The sequence below is a fragment of the Actinoplanes sichuanensis genome, assembly GCF_033097365.1.
GTDB lineage: Bacteria > Actinomycetota > Actinomycetes > Mycobacteriales > Micromonosporaceae > Actinoplanes > Actinoplanes sichuanensis.
Genome location: NZ_AP028461.1, coordinates 6,442,626 through 6,462,656, shown reverse-complemented (window position 1 = coordinate 6,462,656; position 20,031 = coordinate 6,442,626). Strand labels below are relative to the sequence as shown.

At 69.4% G+C, this 20,031-nt stretch carries 30 protein-coding genes; 27 read left to right on the top strand and 3 right to left on the bottom strand.

Annotated features, from left to right (window positions below; translation table 11 throughout):
- Positions 1–52: 52 nt before the first annotated feature.
- From Q0Z83_RS29965 to Q0Z83_RS29950, 4 genes are read left to right on the top strand one after another with little or no spacing between them, the layout of a single operon-like run.
- The gene (locus Q0Z83_RS29965; protein WP_317786580.1) at positions 53–757 is read left to right on the top strand and encodes a MauE/DoxX family redox-associated membrane protein; all 705 of its coding nucleotides are present in this window, start codon (positions 53–55) and stop codon (positions 755–757) included.
- A complete protein-coding gene (locus Q0Z83_RS29960) occupies positions 741–1,142 on the top strand; it encodes a TlpA disulfide reductase family protein (protein ID WP_317786579.1) in 402 nt (133 codons plus the stop codon). Before Q0Z83_RS29965 ends, Q0Z83_RS29960 begins: the two co-directional genes overlap by 17 nt.
- Positions 1,139–2,995: an ABC transporter ATP-binding protein gene (locus Q0Z83_RS29955; RefSeq protein ID WP_317786578.1), complete on the top strand. Its 1,857-nt coding sequence runs from the start codon at positions 1,139–1,141 to the stop codon at positions 2,993–2,995. Before Q0Z83_RS29960 ends, Q0Z83_RS29955 begins: the two co-directional genes overlap by 4 nt.
- Positions 2,992–3,504 carry a S26 family signal peptidase gene (locus Q0Z83_RS29950; RefSeq protein ID WP_317786577.1) on the top strand — a complete coding sequence of 171 codons (513 nt, stop codon included), beginning with the start codon at positions 2,992–2,994 and terminating at the stop codon, positions 3,502–3,504. The genes Q0Z83_RS29955 and Q0Z83_RS29950 overlap by 4 nt, the downstream gene beginning before the upstream one ends.
- Here the strand turns inward: Q0Z83_RS29950 and Q0Z83_RS29945 are convergent.
- Positions 3,443–4,708, bottom strand: a complete 1,266-nt coding sequence (locus Q0Z83_RS29945) for an AfsR/SARP family transcriptional regulator (protein ID WP_317786576.1) — start codon at positions 4,706–4,708, stop codon at positions 3,443–3,445. The genes Q0Z83_RS29950 and Q0Z83_RS29945 overlap by 62 nt on opposite strands.
- A 285-nt stretch (positions 4,709–4,993) precedes the next feature.
- On the opposite strand from Q0Z83_RS29945, the gene Q0Z83_RS29940 reads away from it, so the two are divergent.
- The 3 genes from Q0Z83_RS29940 to Q0Z83_RS29930 all read left to right on the top strand — a co-directional run bounded on the left by Q0Z83_RS29940 (position 4,994) and on the right by Q0Z83_RS29930 (position 8,992).
- Entirely contained in the window at positions 4,994–6,520 is a 1,527-nt protein-coding gene (locus Q0Z83_RS29940) for an AAA family ATPase (RefSeq protein ID WP_317786575.1), read from the top strand.
- Positions 6,521–6,980: 460 nt separating this feature from the next.
- The gene (locus tag Q0Z83_RS29935; RefSeq protein WP_317786574.1) at positions 6,981–7,319 is read left to right on the top strand and encodes an ArsR/SmtB family transcription factor; all 339 of its coding nucleotides are present in this window, start codon (positions 6,981–6,983) and stop codon (positions 7,317–7,319) included.
- A 32-nt stretch (positions 7,320–7,351) separates the two neighbouring features.
- Positions 7,352–8,992 (top strand): SulP family inorganic anion transporter, encoded by a 1,641-nt coding sequence (locus Q0Z83_RS29930; RefSeq protein ID WP_317786573.1) that lies wholly within the window; start codon positions 7,352–7,354, stop codon positions 8,990–8,992.
- A 141-nt stretch (positions 8,993–9,133) separates the two neighbouring features.
- On the opposite strand, the gene Q0Z83_RS29925 is transcribed toward Q0Z83_RS29930, so the two are convergent.
- Complete coding sequence (locus tag Q0Z83_RS29925; RefSeq protein WP_317786572.1) at positions 9,134–9,976, bottom strand: RICIN domain-containing protein; 843 nt, start codon at positions 9,974–9,976, stop codon at positions 9,134–9,136.
- Between Q0Z83_RS29925 and Q0Z83_RS29920 the strand changes: the two genes are divergently transcribed.
- From Q0Z83_RS29920 to Q0Z83_RS29905, 4 genes are all read left to right on the top strand, one after another.
- On the top strand, positions 9,945–11,045 hold the full coding sequence (locus tag Q0Z83_RS29920) for a sensor histidine kinase (RefSeq protein WP_317786571.1): 1,101 nt from the start codon (positions 9,945–9,947) through the stop codon (positions 11,043–11,045). The genes Q0Z83_RS29925 and Q0Z83_RS29920 overlap by 32 nt on opposite strands.
- A gap of 10 nt (positions 11,046–11,055) precedes the next feature.
- On the top strand, positions 11,056–11,688 hold the full coding sequence (locus Q0Z83_RS29915) for a response regulator transcription factor (RefSeq protein ID WP_317786570.1): 633 nt from the start codon (positions 11,056–11,058) through the stop codon (positions 11,686–11,688).
- Positions 11,689–12,139: 451 nt separating this feature from the next.
- Complete coding sequence (locus Q0Z83_RS29910) at positions 12,140–12,697, top strand: hypothetical protein (protein ID WP_317786569.1); 558 nt, start codon at positions 12,140–12,142, stop codon at positions 12,695–12,697.
- Positions 12,698–12,715: 18 nt separating this feature from the next.
- Complete coding sequence (locus Q0Z83_RS29905) at positions 12,716–14,089, top strand: recombinase family protein (RefSeq protein WP_317786568.1); 1,374 nt, start codon at positions 12,716–12,718, stop codon at positions 14,087–14,089.
- 3 nt (positions 14,090–14,092) lie between these two features.
- On the opposite strand, the gene Q0Z83_RS29900 is transcribed toward Q0Z83_RS29905, so the two are convergent.
- Positions 14,093–14,644 (bottom strand): helix-turn-helix domain-containing protein, encoded by a 552-nt coding sequence (locus tag Q0Z83_RS29900; RefSeq protein ID WP_317786567.1) that lies wholly within the window; start codon positions 14,642–14,644, stop codon positions 14,093–14,095.
- Between the two features lie 175 nt (positions 14,645–14,819).
- Between Q0Z83_RS29900 and Q0Z83_RS29895 the strand changes: the two genes are divergently transcribed.
- The 16 genes from Q0Z83_RS29895 to Q0Z83_RS29820 all read left to right on the top strand — a co-directional run bounded on the left by Q0Z83_RS29895 (position 14,820) and on the right by Q0Z83_RS29820 (position 20,001).
- The gene (locus Q0Z83_RS29895; RefSeq protein ID WP_317786566.1) at positions 14,820–15,065 is read left to right on the top strand and encodes a helix-turn-helix domain-containing protein; all 246 of its coding nucleotides are present in this window, start codon (positions 14,820–14,822) and stop codon (positions 15,063–15,065) included.
- The gene (locus Q0Z83_RS29890) at positions 15,062–15,217 is read left to right on the top strand and encodes a hypothetical protein (protein WP_317786565.1); all 156 of its coding nucleotides are present in this window, start codon (positions 15,062–15,064) and stop codon (positions 15,215–15,217) included. The genes Q0Z83_RS29895 and Q0Z83_RS29890 overlap by 4 nt, the downstream gene beginning before the upstream one ends.
- 144 nt (positions 15,218–15,361) lie before the next feature.
- Positions 15,362–15,703 carry a hypothetical protein gene (locus Q0Z83_RS29885; RefSeq protein ID WP_317786564.1) on the top strand — a complete coding sequence of 114 codons (342 nt, stop codon included), beginning with the start codon at positions 15,362–15,364 and terminating at the stop codon, positions 15,701–15,703.
- On the top strand, positions 15,700–16,047 hold the full coding sequence (locus Q0Z83_RS29880; RefSeq protein ID WP_317786563.1) for a hypothetical protein: 348 nt from the start codon (positions 15,700–15,702) through the stop codon (positions 16,045–16,047). Before Q0Z83_RS29885 ends, Q0Z83_RS29880 begins: the two co-directional genes overlap by 4 nt.
- Position 16,048: 1 nt before the next feature.
- Positions 16,049–16,588: a hypothetical protein gene (locus Q0Z83_RS29875; RefSeq protein WP_317786562.1), complete on the top strand. Its 540-nt coding sequence runs from the start codon at positions 16,049–16,051 to the stop codon at positions 16,586–16,588.
- Positions 16,585–16,770 (top strand): hypothetical protein, encoded by a 186-nt coding sequence (locus Q0Z83_RS29870; RefSeq protein ID WP_317786561.1) that lies wholly within the window; start codon positions 16,585–16,587, stop codon positions 16,768–16,770. Before Q0Z83_RS29875 ends, Q0Z83_RS29870 begins: the two co-directional genes overlap by 4 nt.
- Positions 16,767–17,192 (top strand): hypothetical protein, encoded by a 426-nt coding sequence (locus tag Q0Z83_RS29865; protein ID WP_317786560.1) that lies wholly within the window; start codon positions 16,767–16,769, stop codon positions 17,190–17,192. Before Q0Z83_RS29870 ends, Q0Z83_RS29865 begins: the two co-directional genes overlap by 4 nt.
- Positions 17,192–17,383 (top strand): hypothetical protein, encoded by a 192-nt coding sequence (locus tag Q0Z83_RS29860; protein ID WP_317786559.1) that lies wholly within the window; start codon positions 17,192–17,194, stop codon positions 17,381–17,383. Before Q0Z83_RS29865 ends, Q0Z83_RS29860 begins: the two co-directional genes overlap by 1 nt.
- On the top strand, positions 17,380–17,961 hold the full coding sequence (locus Q0Z83_RS29855; protein WP_317786558.1) for a hypothetical protein: 582 nt from the start codon (positions 17,380–17,382) through the stop codon (positions 17,959–17,961). Before Q0Z83_RS29860 ends, Q0Z83_RS29855 begins: the two co-directional genes overlap by 4 nt.
- The gene (locus Q0Z83_RS29850; RefSeq protein WP_317786557.1) at positions 17,954–18,343 is read left to right on the top strand and encodes a hypothetical protein; all 390 of its coding nucleotides are present in this window, start codon (positions 17,954–17,956) and stop codon (positions 18,341–18,343) included. The genes Q0Z83_RS29855 and Q0Z83_RS29850 overlap by 8 nt, the downstream gene beginning before the upstream one ends.
- A 6-nt stretch (positions 18,344–18,349) precedes the next feature.
- A complete protein-coding gene (locus tag Q0Z83_RS29845; RefSeq protein WP_317786556.1) occupies positions 18,350–18,691 on the top strand; it encodes a hypothetical protein in 342 nt (113 codons plus the stop codon).
- Between the two features lies 1 nt (position 18,692).
- Complete coding sequence (locus Q0Z83_RS29840; RefSeq protein ID WP_317786555.1) at positions 18,693–19,013, top strand: hypothetical protein; 321 nt, start codon at positions 18,693–18,695, stop codon at positions 19,011–19,013.
- Entirely contained in the window at positions 19,006–19,209 is a 204-nt protein-coding gene (locus tag Q0Z83_RS29835) for a hypothetical protein (protein WP_317786554.1), read from the top strand. The genes Q0Z83_RS29840 and Q0Z83_RS29835 overlap by 8 nt, the downstream gene beginning before the upstream one ends.
- Positions 19,206–19,391, top strand: a complete 186-nt coding sequence (locus Q0Z83_RS29830) for a hypothetical protein (RefSeq protein WP_317786553.1) — start codon at positions 19,206–19,208, stop codon at positions 19,389–19,391. Before Q0Z83_RS29835 ends, Q0Z83_RS29830 begins: the two co-directional genes overlap by 4 nt.
- On the top strand, positions 19,388–19,777 hold the full coding sequence (locus Q0Z83_RS29825; protein ID WP_317786552.1) for a hypothetical protein: 390 nt from the start codon (positions 19,388–19,390) through the stop codon (positions 19,775–19,777). Before Q0Z83_RS29830 ends, Q0Z83_RS29825 begins: the two co-directional genes overlap by 4 nt.
- Positions 19,778–19,788: 11 nt before the next feature.
- Positions 19,789–20,001: a hypothetical protein gene (locus tag Q0Z83_RS29820; protein ID WP_317786551.1), complete on the top strand. Its 213-nt coding sequence runs from the start codon at positions 19,789–19,791 to the stop codon at positions 19,999–20,001.
- The last annotated feature ends 30 nt before the right edge of the window (positions 20,002–20,031 follow it).

Sequence of the window (20,031 nt, the reverse complement as noted above, 5' to 3'; positions counted from 1 at the left end):
CCGGCGTCCGGTGCGGCCGGGCCGGCACCTCCGACGGGAAGTGATGGTCGCGATGTATCTCTCGACGGCATGTCGAGTCCTGCTCGGCGCCGTGTTCGTAGCGGCGGCCCTGGGCAAACTGAGCTCCCGCACGAGGATGCGCGACTTCACCGAGTCGCTGCGTCAGCTGCGCCTGATGCCCGCCCGGACGGTGGCGTCCGTCGCGGTCGCTCTGGGCCTCACCGAGGCGGCCGTGCCCGTGCTGCTCATCGCCGACGGCACCGCCGCTGCCGGCTTCACCGTCGCGCTGGGCCTGCTCGGCGTGCTGACGGCCGGAGTGGCCGTCGCTCTGGTGCGGGGCACGCCCGCGCCGTGCCGCTGCTTCGGCCACCGGGAATCCCCGCTCAGCCACTGGCATCTGCTGCGTAACGGCCTGCTGGCGGGCGCGGCCGTGATCGGCCTGACCGGACCCGCCGGCAACGGAACGGACCCGGCCGGGGTGCTGATCGCGGCAGTCGCCGGCATCACCGCCGCCGTGCTGATCATCTGCCTCGACGATCTCATCGAGCTGTTCACCGCCGTGCCGCCGCCCCGGCACTCTCCGACGACAAGGACTTCCGATGACGTACGTAATCGCCGCCCTGGTGCTCCTCAGCGTGGTCACCGCCCTGAACCTGCTGCTGATGCTCGGCGTGATCAGGCGCCTGCGCACGCACACGGCCATGCTCGCGGCCGGCGGTGGCAGCGTCGCATCGCCGGGCTTGATTCCCGCCGGTGAGCGTGTCGGCGGCTTCACGGCCACCACCGTCGACGGCGAGCCGGTGAGCCGTGACGTGTTGACCGGCGACACCGTGGTCGCCTTCATGAAGCCCGGCTGTCCGCCGTGCGAGGAGAACCTTCCCGCGTTCCTGCAATTGGCCCGCGACACCCCGGGCGGGCGGCACCGTGTGCTCGCCGTGGTGGCGGGCACCGCCGCTGAGGCCGCGCCGATGGTGGCACAGCTGGGACCGGTCTCTCAGGTGCTGTTCGATCCGGAGGACGGCCCGATGGCGCGGGCGTTCGAGGTGAGCGGCTACCCGGTCTACTACGTGATCGGGGAGACCGGTGTCGTACGGTCGTCGGCGTACCGGCCGCAGCAGATCCAGATCGCCGCGCTCGCATGACCGGTGCCGCGAACGCCGAGAAGGCGGCGCTGAGCCACCTTCCGGCCGTGTGGGGACTGGTCTGGCGCCCGGCCCGGTGGTGTGTGACGGCCTACGTCCTGACGACTGCGGTGGGAGTGGTGGCGCCGGTGGCGGCGGCCTGGCTCACCAAGTCGATCCTGGACCGGGTCACTCAACCCCCGGTCGCGCCCTCGGCGGTGCTCGGTCTTGCGGTCGGGCTGGCCGCGACCGCCGCCGGCACCGCCGTCCTGCCCCAGCTCAACCGCTATCTCCAGGCCCGCCTCAGCCGCCGGTCCGGCCTGCTCGTCCAGGATCGGCTCTACGCCGCGGTGGGGCGCCAGCAGGGACTGCGGAACCTCGAGGACCCGCTTTTCCTGGACCGGCTGCGGATGGCTCAGCAGGCGGAGAACGCACCCGCCCTGGTCCTCGACAGCGTGCTCGGACTACTCGGCGCGGTGGCGATCGTGGTCGGCTTCGTGGCCTCGCTCGCCGTACTGAGTCCGGCGATGACCGTGTTGTTGCTGGGCTCGGCGGTGCCGGCTCTGATCGCGCAACTATGGCTGGCCCGCGGGCAGGCCGCCGCTTATTGGGAGATCAGCCCTCGGCACCGGCGGGAGATGTTCTACGCGACCCTGCTCACCGACGTACAGGCGACGAAGGAGATCAGGCTCTTCAGCGCCGGCGGCTTCCTGCGGAGCCGGATGCGCGCGGAGCGACTCGCCGCGCACTCCGTCGAGGACCGATTGGACCGGCGCACCCTGGTCGTGCACGGCGGACTGGCCCTGACCGCCGCCGTGGTGGCGGGCGTAGGGCTGCTGTGGGCGGTCCGCGCGGCGGCCGACGGACGGCTCAGCGCCGGCGACGTCACGATGTTCATCGCGTCGGTGGCCGGCGTGCAGGCCGCGTTGGGCCGGGGGATCTCGGACGCTGCCCGGGTTCAGCAGTCGTTGTTGCTCTTCGCGCATCACGCTGCCGTCCAGGCCCATCCATCGGATCTCCCGCGAGCCGTCCCGGGGCGCGCGGCGCCGCCGCTGAGGCGCGGGATCGAGCTGCGGGACGTGTGGTTCCGGTACGGCCCGGAGCACCCGTGGGCGCTGCGCGGAGTGAACCTGACGATCCCGTGCGGCGGGTCGGTGGCGCTTGTGGGGCGCAACGGATCGGGCAAGAGCACGCTGGTCAAACTGCTCTGCCGGTTCTACGACCCGACCCGCGGGGCGGTGCTGTGGGACGGCGTCGACATTCGGGAATTCACCATCGAGGATCTGCGAGCCCGGCTCAGCGTCGTGTTCCAGGACTACATGAACTACGACCTGTCCGCCGAGGAGAACATCGCCCTGGCCGACGTGGCCGGAGAGCAGGAGTCGCGTCGCGTCCAGGAGGCCGCGGACCGCGCCGGGATCCACCACGTCCTCAGCCGGCTGCCGCAGGGGTACTCCACCCAGCTCACCCGGATCTTCACCGGCGAGTCCGGTCCGGACGCCGGCGTGGTGCTCTCCGGCGGGCAGTGGCAGCGGGTCGCCCTGGCCCGCGCGCTCGTCAAGGGAGGACCGGACCTGCTGATCCTGGACGAGCCCAGCTCCGGACTGGACCCCGAGGCCGAACAGCAGATCCACACCCAGCTCGCCCGGCATCGACAGGGACGTACCAGCCTGCTCGTCTCACACCGGCTCAGCGCGGTGCGGGATGCCGACCGGATCGTGGTCCTGCAGGACGGTGTCGTCGTGGAGACCGGCCACCACGATTCCCTGCTCGCGGCCGGTGGGGTCTACTCCGGCCTGTTCACTCTCCAGGCCCGGGGCTATCGCGAAGCCCGCCCCGGCGAGGACGTACACCAGCCGATGGTGCGGCGATGACCGGATGGATGCTGCTCATCGGGGTGCTCGGCACGGCCGGTCTGCTCGGTGCGACGGTCCTGGTCCAGCGCCGACGACTCGTCCTGGTCACCGTTCGGGGCGCGAGCATGCTCCCCACTCTCCGCGACGGTGACCGCGTCCTGGTCCGGCGTCTGTCCGGTGCCCAGGTCCGACCAGGGCAGATCGTCGTTCTGGAGCACCCGGACAGCGACGACGGCGGCTACCGGGCCACAGCCGCCGCGGGGGTACGGGACCGGCGCATCTGGATGATCAAACGGTGCACCGCGGTGGCCGGCGATCCGATTCCGCCGGGGCTGCCGGGACGGTGCCACACCCCGGACGGCCGAGTGCCCGCGGGCGTGCTCACCGTGCTCAGCGACAACCCGACGCATCCCAACGACTCCCGACGGTTCGGCTTTCTCCCGTACGAGAGGGTCCTGGGGGTGGCTAGGGTGCGGAACGCAGCGAGTGCGCCGTATCGCAGGTCAGCCGATGTGCGCCCTCGATAGCGACCAGCCCGCCCAGCCGGTTACGGCTGGTGATCAACACCATGATGCCCGGATCGCCGGGCAGCAGCGGGCGCACCTGTTCCGGATCGCGGGCGTCGTCGAGGACCAGCAGCAGCCGGCGACCGGCCACCGAACTGCGGTAGACGCAGGCCGCCTGGTCCACATCGGCGGGAATTCGGTCCGCCGGCAGGCCGAGAGCCCGCAAGAGAACGGTGAGGGCCTCGATCGGCCGCAGTGCTGACGCAGCCGTACGCCCACGGAGGTCGACATGGAGCTGGCCGTCGGGGAACTGCTGTCGTGCCCGACGGCCCCAGTGCACGGCCAGGGTCGACTTGCCGGCACCGGCCGCGGCCGAGATGACCACCACGGTCGGCCCGAGGTCACCGGCATGCGCGGCCAGGATCGCGTCGAGCCGCCGCAAAGCGTCCGGCCCACCGGCGAGCGGCGGCAGTTGAACCGTCGGCCTGTCCTGCGCGATCCACGCGTGCAGCCGGCGCAGGTCCGGCTCCGGTTCCAGCCCGAGTCGCCCACCGAGGAGGTCGAGGGTCCGACGGTAGACGGTCAGGGCCTCGGCTTGCCGCCCTTCCTGGTGCAGCGCGAGCATCAACGCGCCGACCAGCCGCTCCCGTTGTGGCTGGCGGCGTACCGTATCGGCCAACGCAGCGATCACCTGAGACGCCCGGCCGCACGCCAACTCCGCGTCCGCCCAGGACTCCAGCACCGACAGGCGCAACTCGTCCAGACCGGTCGCGGCACGTTGCCGTACCCGCTCGGACGCGACGTCGGCGAGCAACGGACCGCGCCACAACTGCAACGCCTCGCGAAGCAACGCCGACTGTTCGGCCACCCCCGCGGTGTTCCTCGCCCGCTCGTACAGCTCCCGGAACCGACAGACATCCACCGTGGCAGCGCCGACGTCGATCAGATATCCGTCACCGACCCGGATGATGCGTACGCCCAAGCGGCCATCGCGGTGCGGGTCGAGCAGCGACCGCAGTCGGGCGATGTGGGTCATGACCGTGCCCCGTGCCGTAACGGGAGGATCGCCGTCCCAGAGGAGATCGACGAGCCGGTCGAGCGGAACCACCTCACCGGCGTCGAGCAGAAGGAGGCCGAGCAGGCAGCGCTCCCCGCGGCGCCTGCCCAGCACGATCCGTTCCGAACCGCGAAGTACCTCGAGCGGTCCGAGGATTCGAAACTCCATGTCCACCCAAGAATATCGCCGGCGCGAGACCCCCACCCGGTACTGCCGGCCGCCTGCTGCATCTCACGCACCGAGGAACTGCGGTTCGAGTGACCCGATCCTGACTGCACCATGAGTAAGCGCTGAACCGATGGAGCGTAGACGGCGTGTACCGCTTTGAGGGTGCGTAGCAGCTCCAGGCGGGAGATCCATACCTGTCATCGACTTGCTCAGCTTTGCGACCAGACGCGCACTACGTGTCTGCTCGGACCCGGTGCTGTCTGTTGGCGATGCGGTGGCAGGCCAGTGAGGCCTGGCCTATGTAGGTATAGTTACTGTAACTACGCTTACATGAGGGTGGCGATGGAGAAGCCGGGGGAGATCTTCGACCGGGACGCCGAGTGGGAGGAATTGGTCCGCTTCGCTCGGCTACCGCAGCAGGGAGCGACGCTGGGTGTCGTGTCCGGCCGTCGGCGTCAGGGTAAGACGTTCCTGCTCGACGCGCTGGTTCGGGCGGGTGACGGCTTCATGTTCACTGCCACCGAGTCGTCCGAGGCCGACGCGTTACGGCAGTTCGGCCAGGCTCTCAGCGATCACCTCGGTGAGGCGACGCCACTGCGGTTCGTCGACTGGGACGAAGCGATCACCCGGACGATGGCCTTGGCCCGCCGTGGGCCGATGCCTGTGGTGATCGATGAGTTTCCGTTTCTGGCCCGATCCAGCCCAGCGCTGCCTTCGATCATTCAGCGTGCCCTCGACCCGGCCGGTCAACGTTCGAACACGCAGGTGCGGCTGCTGCTGTGCGGTTCGGCGCTGTCGTTCATGGGTGGCTTGTTGTCCGGGACTGCGCCGCTGCGCGGCCGCGCCGGCCTCGAGTTGGTGGTCCGGACGCTTGACTACCGGGCGGCCGCCCGGTTCTGGGACATCGGCGACCCGCGCACCGCGCTGCTCGTCAACGCGATCGTCGGCGGCACGCCCGCCTATCGGCACGAGTTCACCCAGGACGATTCGCCAGAAGGGCCCGGCGACTTCGACGACTGGGTTGTCCGTGCTGTGCTGAATCCGGCGCGCCCGTTGTTCCGGGAAGCCCGCTATCTGCTCGCAGAGGAACCCGACATCCGAGATCCGGCTTTGTACCACTCGGTCCTTGCCGCGATTGCCGAGGGACGCACGCGACGCGGCGAGATCGCCAACTTCCTGGGCCGGCAACCGTCCGACCTGGCTCATGCCCTGGGCGTGCTGGAGGACTCCGGACTGGTCGTACGCGAGGAGGACGCGTTCAAGAGCAACAGGGGCGTCTACCGGATCGCCGAGCCGCTGCTGACCTTCTACCACGCCGTCATGCGACCGGCCTGGGGCGACCTCGAACGTACCGGTCGTGCCCGGCAGGTCTGGCCCCGCCTGCAGCGCACCTTCCTGAGCAAGGTCGTCGGCCCGCACTACGAGACGATCTGCCGGAGCTGGGCCCGCTGGGAAGCCGACCCGGCCCTGCTCGGTGGCTACCCGACCAGAGTCGCGGCCGGCATCGTAAACGACCCCGCGGCCCGGACCCAACACGAAGTCGACGTCGCCGTCTTCGGCCGCGACGATCACGACCGCGAAGAACTGCTCGCCGTCGGTGAGGCCAAGTGGAACGAGACCGTGGGAACCGGTCATCTGCAACGCCTATACCACATCCGCACCCTGCTCAATCGCCGGGACGACATCCGCACCGACCGGTGCCGGCTGCTGCTGTTCAGCGGCGGCGGATTCGCCGATGATCTCCGTGTCGCGGCTGCCGCCGATTCAGGCATTCAACTGATCGACCTGGCCCAGCTGTACGCGACCAACTGAAAAAGGACAGGAAGGCGGGTCGGATCCCCGAGCAGACTCGCCGCGCCCTCGTCGGTCGCGGCCCTGTCGCCCGGTTCGAAAACGGCCTTCCCGAAATGGGCCACCGGCTCGGATGAGGTCGGCCAATGCCATATCGCTCATCTCTCGGACTGGTGGCACGGGACGGTTCGGCGGTACAGGCAAAGTCATGGTTCCTCTCCGAAGATCGTGCGGTACTCCTCGCGAACCAGGTCCCTGACCTTTTGTGATCTCCTGGACAGCGGGGCCGGTAGTCGAGACCGAGACTCGAGCCATGTGCGTCGCGCTGTGGAGGTCCGCAGCGCCGGCCGGAGGCTTGACGTGGCATCCACAACCGACTTCGGTGTGATGCGCAACCGTAACGCCTGCGGCCGGTTCCCAACTTGAAGAATTCTTCAATTGATAAACTAGGTAGGTTGATTCGAGACGGGTGGGTGGGCGCGTGCCGGTGCCGTTGTATCAGGCCAAAGCGGAGCTGTTCCGCACGTTGGGGCATCCGGTGCGCATCCGGGTGCTCGAGCTGTTGCAGGACGGTCCGAGAAAGGTTCGTGACCTGCTGTCGGAGATTGAGGTGGAGGCGTCCAACCTCTCGCAGCAGCTCGCCGTCCTGCGGCGGGCGGGTCTGGTCGAGTCCACACGGGAGGGTGCCGCGACCCGGTACGCGTTGAGCACTCCCGACGTGGCCGATTTGTTGGCCGCCGGCCGCCGGATTCTCGGGGCGGTCTTGACTGATCGCGGTGACCTTCTGGTGCAGCTGCAGGCCGACCGGCCGGCTCGGTGACGGCGGCTACCGTGGCCGGCGCCGCTGGGCGGATGGCCCGGCTTCTGCCGCAGCGTTCGGATTGGGTGGCGGTGCGGCGCAATCCGGGCCGTGATGTGCTGGCCGGGTTGACCGTGGCGGTAGTGGCTCTGCCCCTGGCATTGGCGTTCGGGGTCACCTCCGGGCTCGGCGCGCAGGCCGGGCTGGTGACCGCGGTGGTCGCGGGCGCGGTCGCGGCCGTGTTCGGCGGATCCAACCTCCAGGTGTCCGGGCCGACGGGGGCGATGACGGTGGTCCTTGTCCCGGTGGTGGCGCAGTTCGGGGCCACCGGGGTGTTGATGGTCGGCGCAATGACAGGGGTACTGCTGCTCGGGTTGGCCCTCGCCCGGCTCGGCCGTTACGTGCGATACCTGCCGACCCCCGTCATCGAGGGCTTCACCGCCGGTATCGCCGTGGTGATCGCGTTGCAGCAGGTTCCGGCCGCCCTCGGGGTCGCGGGCGCGCAGGGGGAGAAGGTGTGGGCGGTGGCGGTCGACTCCGTGACCCGTTTTGTCGCCGATCCGCACCCCGCCCCCGTCGTGGTTGCGCTGGGCGTCGCCGCGGTGATGCTGCTCGGTGCCCGGTGGCGTCCACGGCTGCCGTTCTCCCTGATCGCGGTGGCCGCTGCGACGGTTCTGGCCCAGGTGACGCCCCTCGGCTTGACTCCCATCGGCACGCTACCGGCCGGACTGCCCGCCACGTCGCTGGACTTCCTGGATTTGCACGCCGCCGCCGCGCTCTTGCCTTCGGCACTGGCGGTGACGGCCCTTGCCGCGTTGGAGAGTCTGCTGTCGGCCTCCGTCGCCGACGCGATGAGCGTCAACGAGCAGCATGATCCGGACCGGGAACTGTTCGGTCAGGGCCTGGCCAATCTGATCGTCCCGGTGTTCGGCGGAATACCGGCTACAGCGGCGATCGCGCGCACCGCGGTCAACGTACGTGCCGGCGCCGGCTCCAAACTCGCCTCCCTGACCCATGCGGTCGCCCTCATGGGAATCGTCCTGGTCGCCGCGCCGTGGGTATCGCACATCCCGCTCGCAGCGCTGGCGGGGGTGCTGCTGGCGACCACTGTTCGTATGGTCGAGGTCAGTGCTTTGACGGCGCTGGTGCGTTCCGGCCGCGGGGATGCCCTGGTCCTTGCGCTCACCTTCACCGTGACCGTCGCTCTGGACCTGGTCACCGCGGTCGCTGTGGGCCTCAGCGTGGCCGTGGTCCTGGCGCTGCGAGCGGTGGCCCGTTCCGCTCGGCTGGAGCAGGTCGCGCTGGAGCCCGGTGATCACTCGGCCGAGGAACACCGGCTCCTCGCCGAGCACATCGTCGCGTACCGGCTCGACGGTCCGCTGTTCTTCGCCGCCGCACATCACTTCCTGCTGGAGCTGACCGAGGTCGCCGACGTGCGGGTGGTCATCCTGCGTATGTCACGGGTGTCGACCATCGATGCGACCGGAGCGCACGTCCTCGGAAACGCGATCGCTCGCCTGCAACGACGCGGAATCACCGTGCTGCTGTCCGGTGTCGTGCCCGAGCACGAACATATCCTGGACGTTCTCGGCGTTGCCGACCGGCTTCGCCGTGACGGGCACGTGTTTCCCGACACCCCCACCGCCATCAGATACGCCCGCACCCATGTGCTTCCGGCCGGATCCGGTCAGTGACCGCGGACCCGCCGGAGGCGGCTTCGACGGCGAGGATCGGGTCACCGGCCTGATGCCCGCGGCCGACCGATCGCGACCGCGTTCCGGATGACGGCGAGTCACCGCTCGGACGGCTGTCCGCCCGGGGTGGGTCCGGCGCTATCAGACGGCGGAGGGCTCCGCGACGAGCTGCCACTGCTGCTGGGTGACCGCGTTGTAGGCCCACTGGTCGATGTCGGCCCCGTCGCCGGTGCCGGCACCGGCGACGTTGAGTGCCAGGCCGCTGAGCCGGTTGATCAGGATGTGATACCCGTCGCCGAGCGGGGTGACGGCCCACTGCTGCTGGGGCAGTTCCTCGTCGGGCCCGAGTGCGACGTTGCCGCCGTTGCTCCGGGACAGGCCGGCGACCTGTATCAGGGAACCGGTGGTGACGTTGCGGATCTTGCAGTAGCCGTCGACGGCGGCCAGGATCTGCCACGTCTGGGCGGCGGCGCCGGTCCACGAGCCCTGGACGACGTCCGCGCCGCTGCCGACGGCGACCTTGCCGCTGTGCCGGGCGACGAGCCGGTAGGTGCCCCCGGCCGGTGCGGGCGGAGCGACCCGGCGTGGTGCGGTGCGGCGACCCCCGATGTGCAGGCCGCTCACATTGGCGTAGCCACCGGTCCCGGCGTGCACCTCGAGCCGGACGAAACCTGCGGTCCGGGCGGGCCACTCCGCGATCTTGGTGGTCCGGTCGGGTGCCCAGGTCCCCGAGACAGCCTCGGTGAAGGTGACGCCGTCGGCACTCGTGGAGATCGTGTATGACGTGATGTCCCCGTCGGTCAGGTAGCGCCGATTCCACTGCTTGGGCAGATATTCCAGCGTCGACACGCTGCTCCAGATGCCGCCCAGGTCGACGGTGAGAGTGTGCGGCAGCGGCAGGCCCCAGGTCGACCAGCAGGTCTCGTAGTCCCTGTTCCGGCTGGTGCCGCACGTGTTGTTCGGTGCGATGGTGATCACTACCATCGGGCGTCTCGCGGTGGTGTCCAGTGAGCTGTGCTGGGAAGTCGCGCCACCGATCGTTCTGCTCACCGTCTCCTACGGAATCGGGCTGGCCTGCTGGGAGCGGCTACGCCCGGCGATTCGTCATGCCTGGCTGACCGCACTGCTCATCCTGTGGTGCTGGGCCTGCTGGATTCTTCCGGCCCACCTTGCGGCCGGTTACGCCTGGCTCGTCGTGCCGTTGGCCGTGCTCGCTCTGCGGATGTTCGGCGAGTACCGGGCCGTCGCCGTCGTCGCCCTGATCACCGCGGCTCTGGTCGTCTGCCTGGTCCGAGTCGGCAGCGGCCTGCGGCTCGATCTGCTGGCCCCGCCGGTCGCCGCGGTCTGGACCACGGTCGGCCTCTACCGGATGCAGCAGCGGCTGGTCGGTGAGCTGCGCGCAGCTCACGGTGAGCCGGCCCGGCAACAGCGCGAGGCCGGCCGTCTTGCCGAACGGGCCCGGATCGCCCGCGACCTGCACGACGCGGTTGCCCAGGAGCTGGCCGGCAACCGGATGTTGCTCCAGGCCGCCGATCGTGACTGGGATCGCCGCCCGGAGGCGGCTCGCCGGCAGGTGCGGGTGGTGAGCGAGGCCCTCGGCGCCAGCCTGGCCGAAACCCGAAGTATTATCGACGACCTGACGCCGCCCACGCTGGAGCGTGCCGGACTGGTCGCAGCCGTGCGCGAGCTGTGTTCCCGCAATCACGACGGGGCGCCGCAGATCGTCTTCGCCACCCGCGGCGAACCCGGCGAACCCGCCACCGACCGGGCCACCGCGCTGCTGCGGGTGGTTCAGGGGTTGTTGGCCAACGCGGTCGAGCATGCCGGTGCCACGAACATCTGGATCACACTCGATCACCGGCGTGAGGTGATCACTGTAGAGGTCCGCGACGACGGGGTGGGTTTCGACTCCGTTGCCGCCAGCGCCGCCGGCCGCGGGTTCGGTCTGGCCGCGGTGCGGGAACGGCTCGCCGCGTTCGGCGGCGGCTGCGTGGTGCACAGCGCCCTCGGCCAGGGCACCCGGGTGCTGGCGACCCTGCCCACCGGCGCGTGAGCGGCCCGCCGTGATCAGCATCCTGATCGTTGACGACCACGCCGTGGTCCGTGCCGGTCTGCTCGCGTTGCTCGACGGCGAGCCGGGGTTCACCGTGGCCGGTGAGTGTGGTGACGGGGACACCGCGGTGCGGCTGGCTCAGCGGCTGCGGCCCGACGTGGTGCTGATGGACGTCCGACTGGGTGCCGGGCCGGGCGGCGACGGCATCGACACCACCCGGCGGATCCTGACCGCCGTTCCCGGAACCGGGATCGTGGTTCTCACCAGCTACGGCAGCCAGGATGCAGTGATGCGGGCCATCGAGGCCGGTGCCCGTGGCTACGTCCTCAAGGCCGGTGAGCCCGAGGAACTGTTCCGTGCGGTCCGAACGGTGGCGGCCGGAGGCATGACGCTCGCGCCGGGAGCCGCCGAACGTCTGATCAGCCGGGTGTCCGACCCGGAGCCGCTGCTGAGCGACCGGGAGACGCAGGTGGTCCGGCTGCTGGCTCGCGGACACAACAACCGGGACATCGCCGCGGCACTGTTTCTCAGCGAGGCGACCATCAAGACTCATCTGGTCCGGATCTACCGCAAGCTCGGTACCGGCAACCGGGTCAGCACGGTGGCCGAGGCAACCCGGCGCGGCCTGATCGAGCCCGGCTGAGAGTTACTGAACCCGATCGGGGCGGGTGGTGACCGCCGGCCCGCATCGTGCCGGTCTCGGTGTCCAGGCCGACGGTCTGGCGGACCTGCTCGGTGAGGTGTGCCTGGGCCTGCCGGATCAGGATCATGATGTGCTCAGGTCCGCGCCGGTGGTGTGCAGGGCCTGATCGTCAATGCTCAGCGATTCCCGGGCCCCGGACGATCCGACCGTGACGGTGACGGACCCGTCCCGGCTGCGGGCGGCGCCGGTCAGCCCGCCACACGGCGGGACAGCTCGACGGTGCGAGAAGCCTGAGCATCGACTCCGGCCACCCACGAGTCCAGCCATTCCTCGGCGGAATCGAGGTTCTCCATGACAACCAACTTATGGATGTCGATGTCGATGTGACAACCCGCCTTCGACTGGGCGTCATTCTCGCGGCCGCGGCGATCCGGGCTGGCAGAATCGGCGCATGTCTGGTCTGGATCTCGTATTGGTGCTGCGCTATCGCAAGGCGGTGACGTACGGCTTTCATGCGCTGCTCGGCGCGTTGGGCCAGCATGAGACCGCGACCCGGTACGAGGTGCGCTTCGGCGAGAGCGTGGAGGAGACCGCCCGTCACATCCGTGAGGCGGCGGGCGTAAGGACCCTGGTGTTGTGGTCCTTCTATTCGCCTGATGCCGCCGCTCTGGCCGAGGAGCTGAAGCAGATCCGGCAGTTGGCCGACCCGCCGGGTGTCATCCATCTGGCCGGGGGAGTGCACGCCACCGCGGAGCCGGTGCAGACCCTGGACGCCGGCTGGGACATGGCGGCGATCGGCGAGGGCGAGTCGACCCTGCTTTCTTTGGTCGACGCGAAGGGTGACCCGACCGGCATCACCGGCCTTGCCTACCGGGACGCTACCGGCAACCTGATCCGGACCGGGAAGGCGAAGCAGCGCGATCTCAACGACTTCCCCGGCTTCGCTCTGAAGTGGGACAAATTCAACGCCCTGGAGATCACCCGGGGATGTATCTACGCCTGCCGTTAGTGCCGTAGCCTACCCACTATGACAGTGGGGGTGTACCTGCGGATGAGCATGGACCGAACCGGCGAGGAGATCGGCATCGACCGCTACCGGGCGATGTGCCGCGCGATCACCGACCGGCACGGATGGACCAGCGTCACCGAGTACGTCGACAACGACGTGTCCGCGAGTAAGCCGCGCGGGCCGAAGAGTGACTACGCCCGCCTGCTCGCCGACGTGCGGGCTGGACGGATCACCGTCGTCATCGCGCACGACATCGACCGCCTGACCCGCATCCCGCGCGAAGTCGAGGACTGGATCGAGATGGGGCAGCGCGGCGAGGTGCGGCTCATCACCGCAGACGGCGAGGTCGACACGTTCACCGAGAACGGCCGCATGTACCTGCGGATCAAAGCCGCGGTCGCCCGACACGAGGTGGAGCGCAAGGGCCAGCGGCAGCGTGACCGCAACCAGCAGGCCGCCGAGCAGGGCCTGCCGCCCGGCGGCCGCCGCGCGTTCGGCTACGACTCGACCGGGGCCAATCAGGTCCGCCCCGAGGCCGCTGCAGTGAAGAAGGCGTATGCGACGCTCCTTGCCGGGGGCACCCTGTCCGGCATCGCCGCCGACCTCAACAGGGCTGGCCTCACCACCACGATGGGCGGCCCCTGGAAGCACAACGCTGTCCGGGGGATGCTCATCAACCCACGCAACGCCGCACTGCGAGCTCACAAGGGCGCCGTGGTGGGTAAGGCCACCTGGCGGCCGATCATCAGCGAAAGCGTCTACCAAGCGGCTGTGGCGCTGCTCAGCGACCCGGACCGCAAGACGAACCGGCGCGGCAACGCGCTCTCCTGGCTCGGCACGAACCTCTACCTGTGCAGCCGGTGCCCGGAGCAGACGATGATCTGCACCTACCGGGGAGCCAAGGCGCGTGGTGATCAGCGCCGGGTGTACCGCTGCCCGGCCTGCTACCTCACCCGGGCCGCCGAGGCGATAGACATCTTGATCCGACTGGTGGTCGTCGAGCGTTTACGCCGGCCGGATCTGGCTTCGCTGCTCGCGGAACCGGCCCCTGACGCCGCCCCGCTGCGCACCGAGGTGGTTGCGTTGCGGCGGCGCCTGGACACCTTGGCCGACAACCTCGACATCGACGAGCGGGACCTCGCCCGGCGTAGCCGCAAGATCCGTGACCGGCTGGTCGACCTCGAACGGCAGATGGCGGAGCTGGGCCGCGGAAGCGCGGTAGGGGCGTTGCTCAGCGCTCCCGACCCGGGACAGGCGTGGCTCGATTACCCGGACGTCGGCCGGCGCCAGGCCGTGATACGGGACCTCGGGATGAGGATTCGCCTGCTGCAAGCCGGACCTGGCCGCCGGCTGTTCAGCAAGGACAGCGTGGTCATCACCTGGGACGGCTAACCGTCAGTTCTCCTCGGGGCGTCCGGCGGTGAGAGCTCCGGTGCCTTGGAAGGTCGCGGTGTTCCCCGTGCGGGCATCGATCTCAGCGTGCAACTGGAGCACCCTGCGGATCGCGTCGAGCTTCTGCTCCGCGGTCATCGACTTCGACCCGTAGATCATCTCAATGGCGTCGCCGACCTGTACGGGCCGCTGGGTCACGGTCTCCGTCGCCGCGCCTTCCAGCTCCTCGATCGCCGCGCCTTCCGGTTCCTCGATCGGCGCTCCCTCCACCGCAACGGTGGCCCGCAGCGTTTCGGCAGCGTCGTCCCTGCCGGCCTCGATGAGGTCGTCCGGACCCAGACCGACTGCTCGCGCCATACGCGCCAGGGTCTTCGCGTTGGCGACGACCGGGACGACCACGCCCTGCACGCTCATCGATCCCTTGACGATCTGGCGCCAGCGGGCGTCGCTCATCCCCGCCCGCTCGGCAACGGCGTAAATCGAGAGGCCTGACGCCTTCTGGGCGTCGTGCAGCAACCGGCCCTCAGGCAGCTGTCGGGGCGACTCGGTGTCCATGGGGCGGATCCTCTCACGCGAAAAGACGCGAAGTCCACGATGCGGAACGAGAACCTTCGCGTCAGGTTGTTCACATATTCAAGCACATCAACGTATTCGATCTCGGCCTTGCCGCGTGCGAAGTTCCGCCGATCAGAGTCTTGCTAAGTCGCGAAACTTCGCGCATGCTTCGTTCATGACTTCGACACGGCGGCCGCGGCGCAAGAGCCCGGTCGATCACGACCCCCGCAAGCTGCGGGAGGCGCGGATCCGTGCTGGCATGCAGCAACAGGAACTCGCCGCACTGATCGGCATTTCACCGAGTGTGATTAGCGAGGCGGAGCGCGGAACCCGGGGAATCACCCCGAAGGTTCGCGTTCGTCTCGGCGAAGTTCTGGCCTGCGACCCCATCACCTTCGCGCCCTCCAGGGTGGCGGCATGACACCCGAGCAGGAAGCGGAACTTCGCGAATACGCCCACCAGGTGGCCGCGGAAGCTCCGCCGCTGTCCGAGGAGCGGCGTCAGCGCATCGCGGACGTACTGCGTCCTGCCTGCGGGCCGAAATCCACCACCCAGCCGCAGAAGGCGGCTTGAGCCCCGGCCCAGGTCAGCGGGACACGAGTCCGGCAAGCCCCTAACTCGCCGGCGAGACCCCGCAGGCCCGGGCCGGTCACAAACAGCAGCCCTCCAGCTCCACCGACAAGCAGCGCTGAAGGGCCAACCAGCAAGGAGTATCCCATGACCGATCCGGTCACCACCGACTTGCGGGCGCAGATCATCGCGCTGCTCGCCGAGGTCAGCCGCGGGGGAAGCGCCGACAAAGTCGCCGACGCCCTGCGCTCCCGCGACATCAAGGGCCGTATGTCGGACACCTGCGAGTGCCCGATCGCGCACCTGATCAAGACGCTGCCCGGCATCGACCAGGTCGACGTCGTCAACGGGCACGTCGTCATCTGGGCGTCCGGCGTCGAGGAGCCGTTCAGCGTCGACCTGACGGGGCCCCTCACGACCTTCGTCTTCCTGTTCGACCAGGGCGTCTACCTGGACCTGGTCCAGCTGCTGCCGGCGGTGTCGCGATGACCGTCTACGCCACGCCCGGCCCGGCCATCGAGTTCACCCCGGAGGGCCGCATCGTGACCGTGCACACCAGCACCAACACCCCCGGCCGGCCGCTGCGGCTCGTCGGCGAGGGCACTCGAAACCTGGCCCCGTACCGGGAGGGCCTGCCGCCCCGGCTGCGCCGCCCTGACGCCGACCCGGACCTGGCTACCACCGTCGAGTTCCGTACGACCGCGCCGCGTGACGCCGTGCAGGAGCGGTTCGACCGGTTCCGCCCCGAGGCGAAGCGGGTCGGCCGCCACCGGTTGAGCCTGGCCGGTCGCATCCGGCGCCTGCTGGGCCGCGGCCGTAAGGACGGTGTCTGAGATGACCGTCATCGACAGCACCACCATGGCCGCCGACTACTACCGGATGCGTGACCGGGTCCTCGCCCAGGTCGGCTGCATCCCGCGCCGGGTGTGCCGGCTCGCCCTCGACCAGCGGTACGCCGACGCCATCGCCGAGCTCGAGCACATCACCGGCGCCGCGGCCCCGGCCGGTCAGGGGGTGTTCGCCGACGAGGTGGCGCCGCTGACCGCCAAGGCGACCACCGACATGCGCAACCGGGCGCTGGCCCACATCCAGGCCGAGGTCCACAACGCCGGGCCGGAGACGCTGGCCCACTTCGCCCGGATGAGCGAGGCGCTGTGCAGCACCGTCCTCGGTGAGCAGATGCGTGACCTCGTCGACGACGAGCGGTCCCGCCAGATGTTCGCCCTGGCGCACACCCGGCCCGGACTGCAGGCGTGGGCAATCCGTGAGGAGCGCTGGGAGCGGGCCGGCAAGGTCGGCCACCCCGCGGATCCGGAGTACGACGACTTCTTCTACCAGGGCCGTGACAGCGGCGAAGGCGGGTCGCAGCGATGATCACCTTCCTCGCCGGCGCCGTAGCGGTGCTGGTCACGCTGGCCGGCCTGGTCGTCGCGGCCGCCGTGGCGGTCACCCGCAAGCGCAACCGGATCGCCGCAGCGCTGGTGACATCGGCTGGACTGCTGTTCACCGGTGCGGTGATCTACCTGGTCCAGCTGGGCGAGGCGGGTGCGCGATGACCGCCGAGAAGCTGATGTTCGCCTTCGCGGTGACCGCGGTCGTGGTCGGGCTGGGCCTGGCCGCCGGGCTGGTCGGCATGCAGCGGCGACTGTGCGAGCTGAAGACCGAACGGGACGAGGCCCGGCAGCAGCTGCGCACCACCGAAGCGGAGCTGGCCGAGTCGCGGCGCCACGAGCGGCAGGCCCTGGCCGACCTCACCGATGCCGAACGCCGGGCCCGTCTGGCCACCAACCTGCTCGGCGAGCAGCGGGAGCGGCGGGAGCGGCTCGGCTTCGAGCACGTCAACCTCGCCTACCCGCCGGCGTACCCGGCCGACGCCCTTCCCGACATTCCCACCGCCCCTCTCGAAGACGACCCGTGGGTCGCCGAGATGCGCGAGCGGTGGGCCGACAACCCTCTGACCAGCGAGGACGAATACTGATGAGTAACTCTGAGATCAACTTCGATCGGGACGCGCATGAGATCACCCGCCCTGACGGCGGCCGATTCATCGCCAAGGACGACGTCACGTCGTACGAGCTGAACCCCGCGTACAAGGTCACCCCCGTGCGTGGCCATGACGACCCCAAGGGGCGCGGATTCATCGTCACCAATCGGGATGACCAGCGATGAGCACCCACCTGATTTGGTCCAACAAGCACGGCATGTGGTGGCGGCCCGGCCGTCGCGGCTACACCAACAGCCTCCACGAGGCTGGCCGGTACACCGAGGACGAGGCGCGACAGATCTGCGCCGACGCCAACATCACCCCGCAGCGCCGCACCGACCCGTACACGGGCGTCCCGTACGTCCAGGACAACGAGGTCATGATCCTCACCCCCGTGAATGTGGCGGCCCGCCTGAAGACCATCGACACGGTTGAAGCATCTGTGCTCGGCGTCAACGGCAATCGAGAGGTCACGCCCACCGACCTGATCGCTGGCGACCTGATGTCGGCCTGTATCGACCGCGGCATCGAGCTCAGCCCGCTAGACCGCGATGTTCTGCGCTGGATCTCCAGCCACGGAGCGATGGCTGCTCAAGCCGTCAGCGACCTGATCAGCCGGGCATCCGCCGCCGGGGCGAAGCAGAGCGCCGAAGTGCGTGAGCTTGCCGAGCGATGGGTGGTCGACCCGGGCGCCTTCCCGGACGGCGCCGCCGACCCGCTGATGCAGATCGCGGAGCTGCTGGGGGTGACTACTCGTGGCTAACTCACAACTGCTACCGGATCTGGAGGGCTTCGAGGAGTTCTTCGGCATCAAGGTCAGCACGCTCGGCGAAGACGGCGGGATGGTTGCCCTCGGCCACCACGAGCCGAAGCGGGCACTGGCCGCCTTTAACGCCTACGCCAAGAGCCTCGGATTCACCGACCTGGACGACTTCTCCAGCTTCGGCGGCGACTGGGCCAAGGCGCTCGACCGCATCCGGACCGGGCAGGCCGTGCTCCGAAAGCAGTGCGAATACGCCGGCCGCAAGGACCACGAGACGAACTGCAGCGAGTGCGCCCAGATGTCGCAGTTCCCCTGGTGGATGGACTGCTCTCCGACCGTTGACGACGTGGACACCTTCCCCGTCACGAACTGGGAGGTGTGAATACCCGTGCGTAAATCTCCGTTCCGCGTGCACCAGCTGCTCGACGGTGATGACGAGATCGGTCTGATCCGGTACGACGGCGACCCCGACGTCTTCACCGCCCTGGCGTGGGCCCACTGCATCAACCACGAGATCGACAGCAGCATCATGCCGCCGACACCTCGGCTCTACCGGTGCAACCCCGATTTCACCGGCGAGTACGGATGGCTGCTCGGGATGCCCAGCAAGCCCGGCCCGGGAGCGTTCCTGGGCGCGACCATCCGCACCGCTCGGTACTTCGAGCCCGCGTGGCTGCGCGAGCTGCGGCTGACGAATTGCCGTCCGTCTTCATCTGAGGGCGGTGAATAGCGTGGCTGACGAAACCACAGAGCAGCGCCGGGCACGCATCCTCGCGTTGTCACCGGAGGACCGGGCCTTCCTGGCCGGAATCATCCGCAGGCAACTCGACCGGATCCCGGACCAGATCGCCAAGCTCCGCGAAGACGAGCAGGCCCTGACTGAATGGCTCACCGAGTTCGCACCGGAGATGCTGCCGGTCCTCTCCTGCATCAACGCCGGAATCAGCTGCCAGAGCAGCCCGGACTGTCCGGAGTACGCGCAGAACAAGGCGTGCCGTCAGGGACCCCCGGCTTACGCGCCGTATCCCACCGGGGAGGCGGACCGTGGCTGACCCTCGTGATCACCCGATGCACATCGACAACGTCCGGGCACAGCGCGCCGCCGACGAGGCCGAGCGGGACATGTTCCGCAACATCGCCCGGGAGATCGACGGCCCGCCGCCGCCCGGCATCGGCACGCTGCTCAAGCAGGCGCTGCGGAGTACCGGTTCGAATCCGTCGGGCGGCGGCGAAGGCGGGTCGCTGTGACCGTCTTCCTGATCGGCGCCGTCGTCGTGATGGTCACGCTGGCCGGTCTGGTCATCGGCGCCGCCATCGCCAACGAACGCAAGCGGGACGGCCTGGCCTCGCTGCTGCTGCTGGCGGCCTCGGTGGAGTTCGCCAGCGCGCTGGCCTACCTGGCCCAGATGGGCGAGGCGGGTGCGCGATGACCGGCACCACGATCGTCTTCGCCGGAGCGGTGTCCGCCGTCGTGATCGGGCTGGGCCTGGTCGCCGCCCTGGCCTCCATGCAGGAACGACTGTGCGAGCTGAAGACGCAGCGCGACGAGGCCCGGGCCGAACGGGACAACTTCGCCGCGGCGCTGGCCGATGCCCGCCGGCACGAGGCCGATGCCCTGGCCGCCGCCGAGGACGCGGAGGGGCGGGCCCGGTTCGCCACCCGGCTACTGGCCGACCTGCGGGACTTCTCCCACGTCAACCTCGCCTACCCGCCCGACGCCCTTCCGGACATCCCCACCGGCTCCCTCGATGACGACGCCTCCGCGTGGGTCGCCGAGATGCGCGAGCGGTGGACCTACGACTCCCCTGAGCAGTGAGGACACCTGCCATGACGAATTCCCTTCCCACACCCGACGAGATGCTCGCCAACGCTCAGGCCGAGCTGGACAAGGCATATCGAGCCTTGGGCAACGCCGCCGACTGGCTGCGCTCCGACTGGCGTCCCGTCGACTCCTCGCTGACCGCGGACCAGGCCCGCCGGCGTACCGCGATGCAGAAGTCCATTGCGGCGGCCAAGACCGCGATCAACCAGGGGCGGTGAAGTGCTGATGATTAGCTCTCACCAGACCGC

Bases quoted from the DNA above. Each gene is read 5' to 3' on its own strand.
- Q0Z83_RS29905 (WP_317786568.1), top strand. From the start codon at position 12,716: ATGACAGTGGGGGTGTACCTGCGGATGAGCATGGACCGAACCGGCGAG.
- Q0Z83_RS29820 (WP_317786551.1), top strand. From the start codon at position 19,789: ATGACGAATTCCCTTCCCACACCCGACGAGATGCTCGCCAACGCTCAG.
- Q0Z83_RS29880 (WP_317786563.1), top strand. From the start codon at position 15,700: ATGACCGTCTACGCCACGCCCGGCCCGGCCATCGAGTTCACCCCGGAG.
- Q0Z83_RS29945 (WP_317786576.1), bottom strand. From the start codon at position 4,708: ATGGAGTTTCGAATCCTCGGACCGCTCGAGGTACTTCGCGGTTCGGAA.
- Q0Z83_RS29890 (WP_317786565.1), top strand. From the start codon at position 15,062: ATGACACCCGAGCAGGAAGCGGAACTTCGCGAATACGCCCACCAGGTG.
- Q0Z83_RS29930 (WP_317786573.1), top strand. From the start codon at position 7,352: ATGGCCCGGCTTCTGCCGCAGCGTTCGGATTGGGTGGCGGTGCGGCGC.
- Q0Z83_RS29925 (WP_317786572.1), bottom strand. From the start codon at position 9,976: ATGGTAGTGATCACCATCGCACCGAACAACACGTGCGGCACCAGCCGG.
- Q0Z83_RS29895 (WP_317786566.1), top strand. From the start codon at position 14,820: ATGACTTCGACACGGCGGCCGCGGCGCAAGAGCCCGGTCGATCACGAC.
- Q0Z83_RS29965 (WP_317786580.1), top strand. From the start codon at position 53: ATGTATCTCTCGACGGCATGTCGAGTCCTGCTCGGCGCCGTGTTCGTA.
- Q0Z83_RS29885 (WP_317786564.1), top strand. From the start codon at position 15,362: ATGACCGATCCGGTCACCACCGACTTGCGGGCGCAGATCATCGCGCTG.
- Q0Z83_RS29860 (WP_317786559.1), top strand. From the start codon at position 17,192: ATGAGTAACTCTGAGATCAACTTCGATCGGGACGCGCATGAGATCACC.
- Q0Z83_RS29825 (WP_317786552.1), top strand. From the start codon at position 19,388: ATGACCGGCACCACGATCGTCTTCGCCGGAGCGGTGTCCGCCGTCGTG.
- Q0Z83_RS29900 (WP_317786567.1), bottom strand. From the start codon at position 14,644: ATGGACACCGAGTCGCCCCGACAGCTGCCTGAGGGCCGGTTGCTGCAC.
- Q0Z83_RS29950 (WP_317786577.1), top strand. From the start codon at position 2,992: ATGACCGGATGGATGCTGCTCATCGGGGTGCTCGGCACGGCCGGTCTG.
- Q0Z83_RS29855 (WP_317786558.1), top strand. From the start codon at position 17,380: ATGAGCACCCACCTGATTTGGTCCAACAAGCACGGCATGTGGTGGCGG.
- Q0Z83_RS29865 (WP_317786560.1), top strand. From the start codon at position 16,767: ATGACCGCCGAGAAGCTGATGTTCGCCTTCGCGGTGACCGCGGTCGTG.
- Q0Z83_RS29910 (WP_317786569.1), top strand. From the start codon at position 12,140: ATGTCTGGTCTGGATCTCGTATTGGTGCTGCGCTATCGCAAGGCGGTG.
- Q0Z83_RS29870 (WP_317786561.1), top strand. From the start codon at position 16,585: ATGATCACCTTCCTCGCCGGCGCCGTAGCGGTGCTGGTCACGCTGGCC.
- Q0Z83_RS29875 (WP_317786562.1), top strand. From the start codon at position 16,049: ATGACCGTCATCGACAGCACCACCATGGCCGCCGACTACTACCGGATG.
- Q0Z83_RS29955 (WP_317786578.1), top strand. From the start codon at position 1,139: ATGACCGGTGCCGCGAACGCCGAGAAGGCGGCGCTGAGCCACCTTCCG.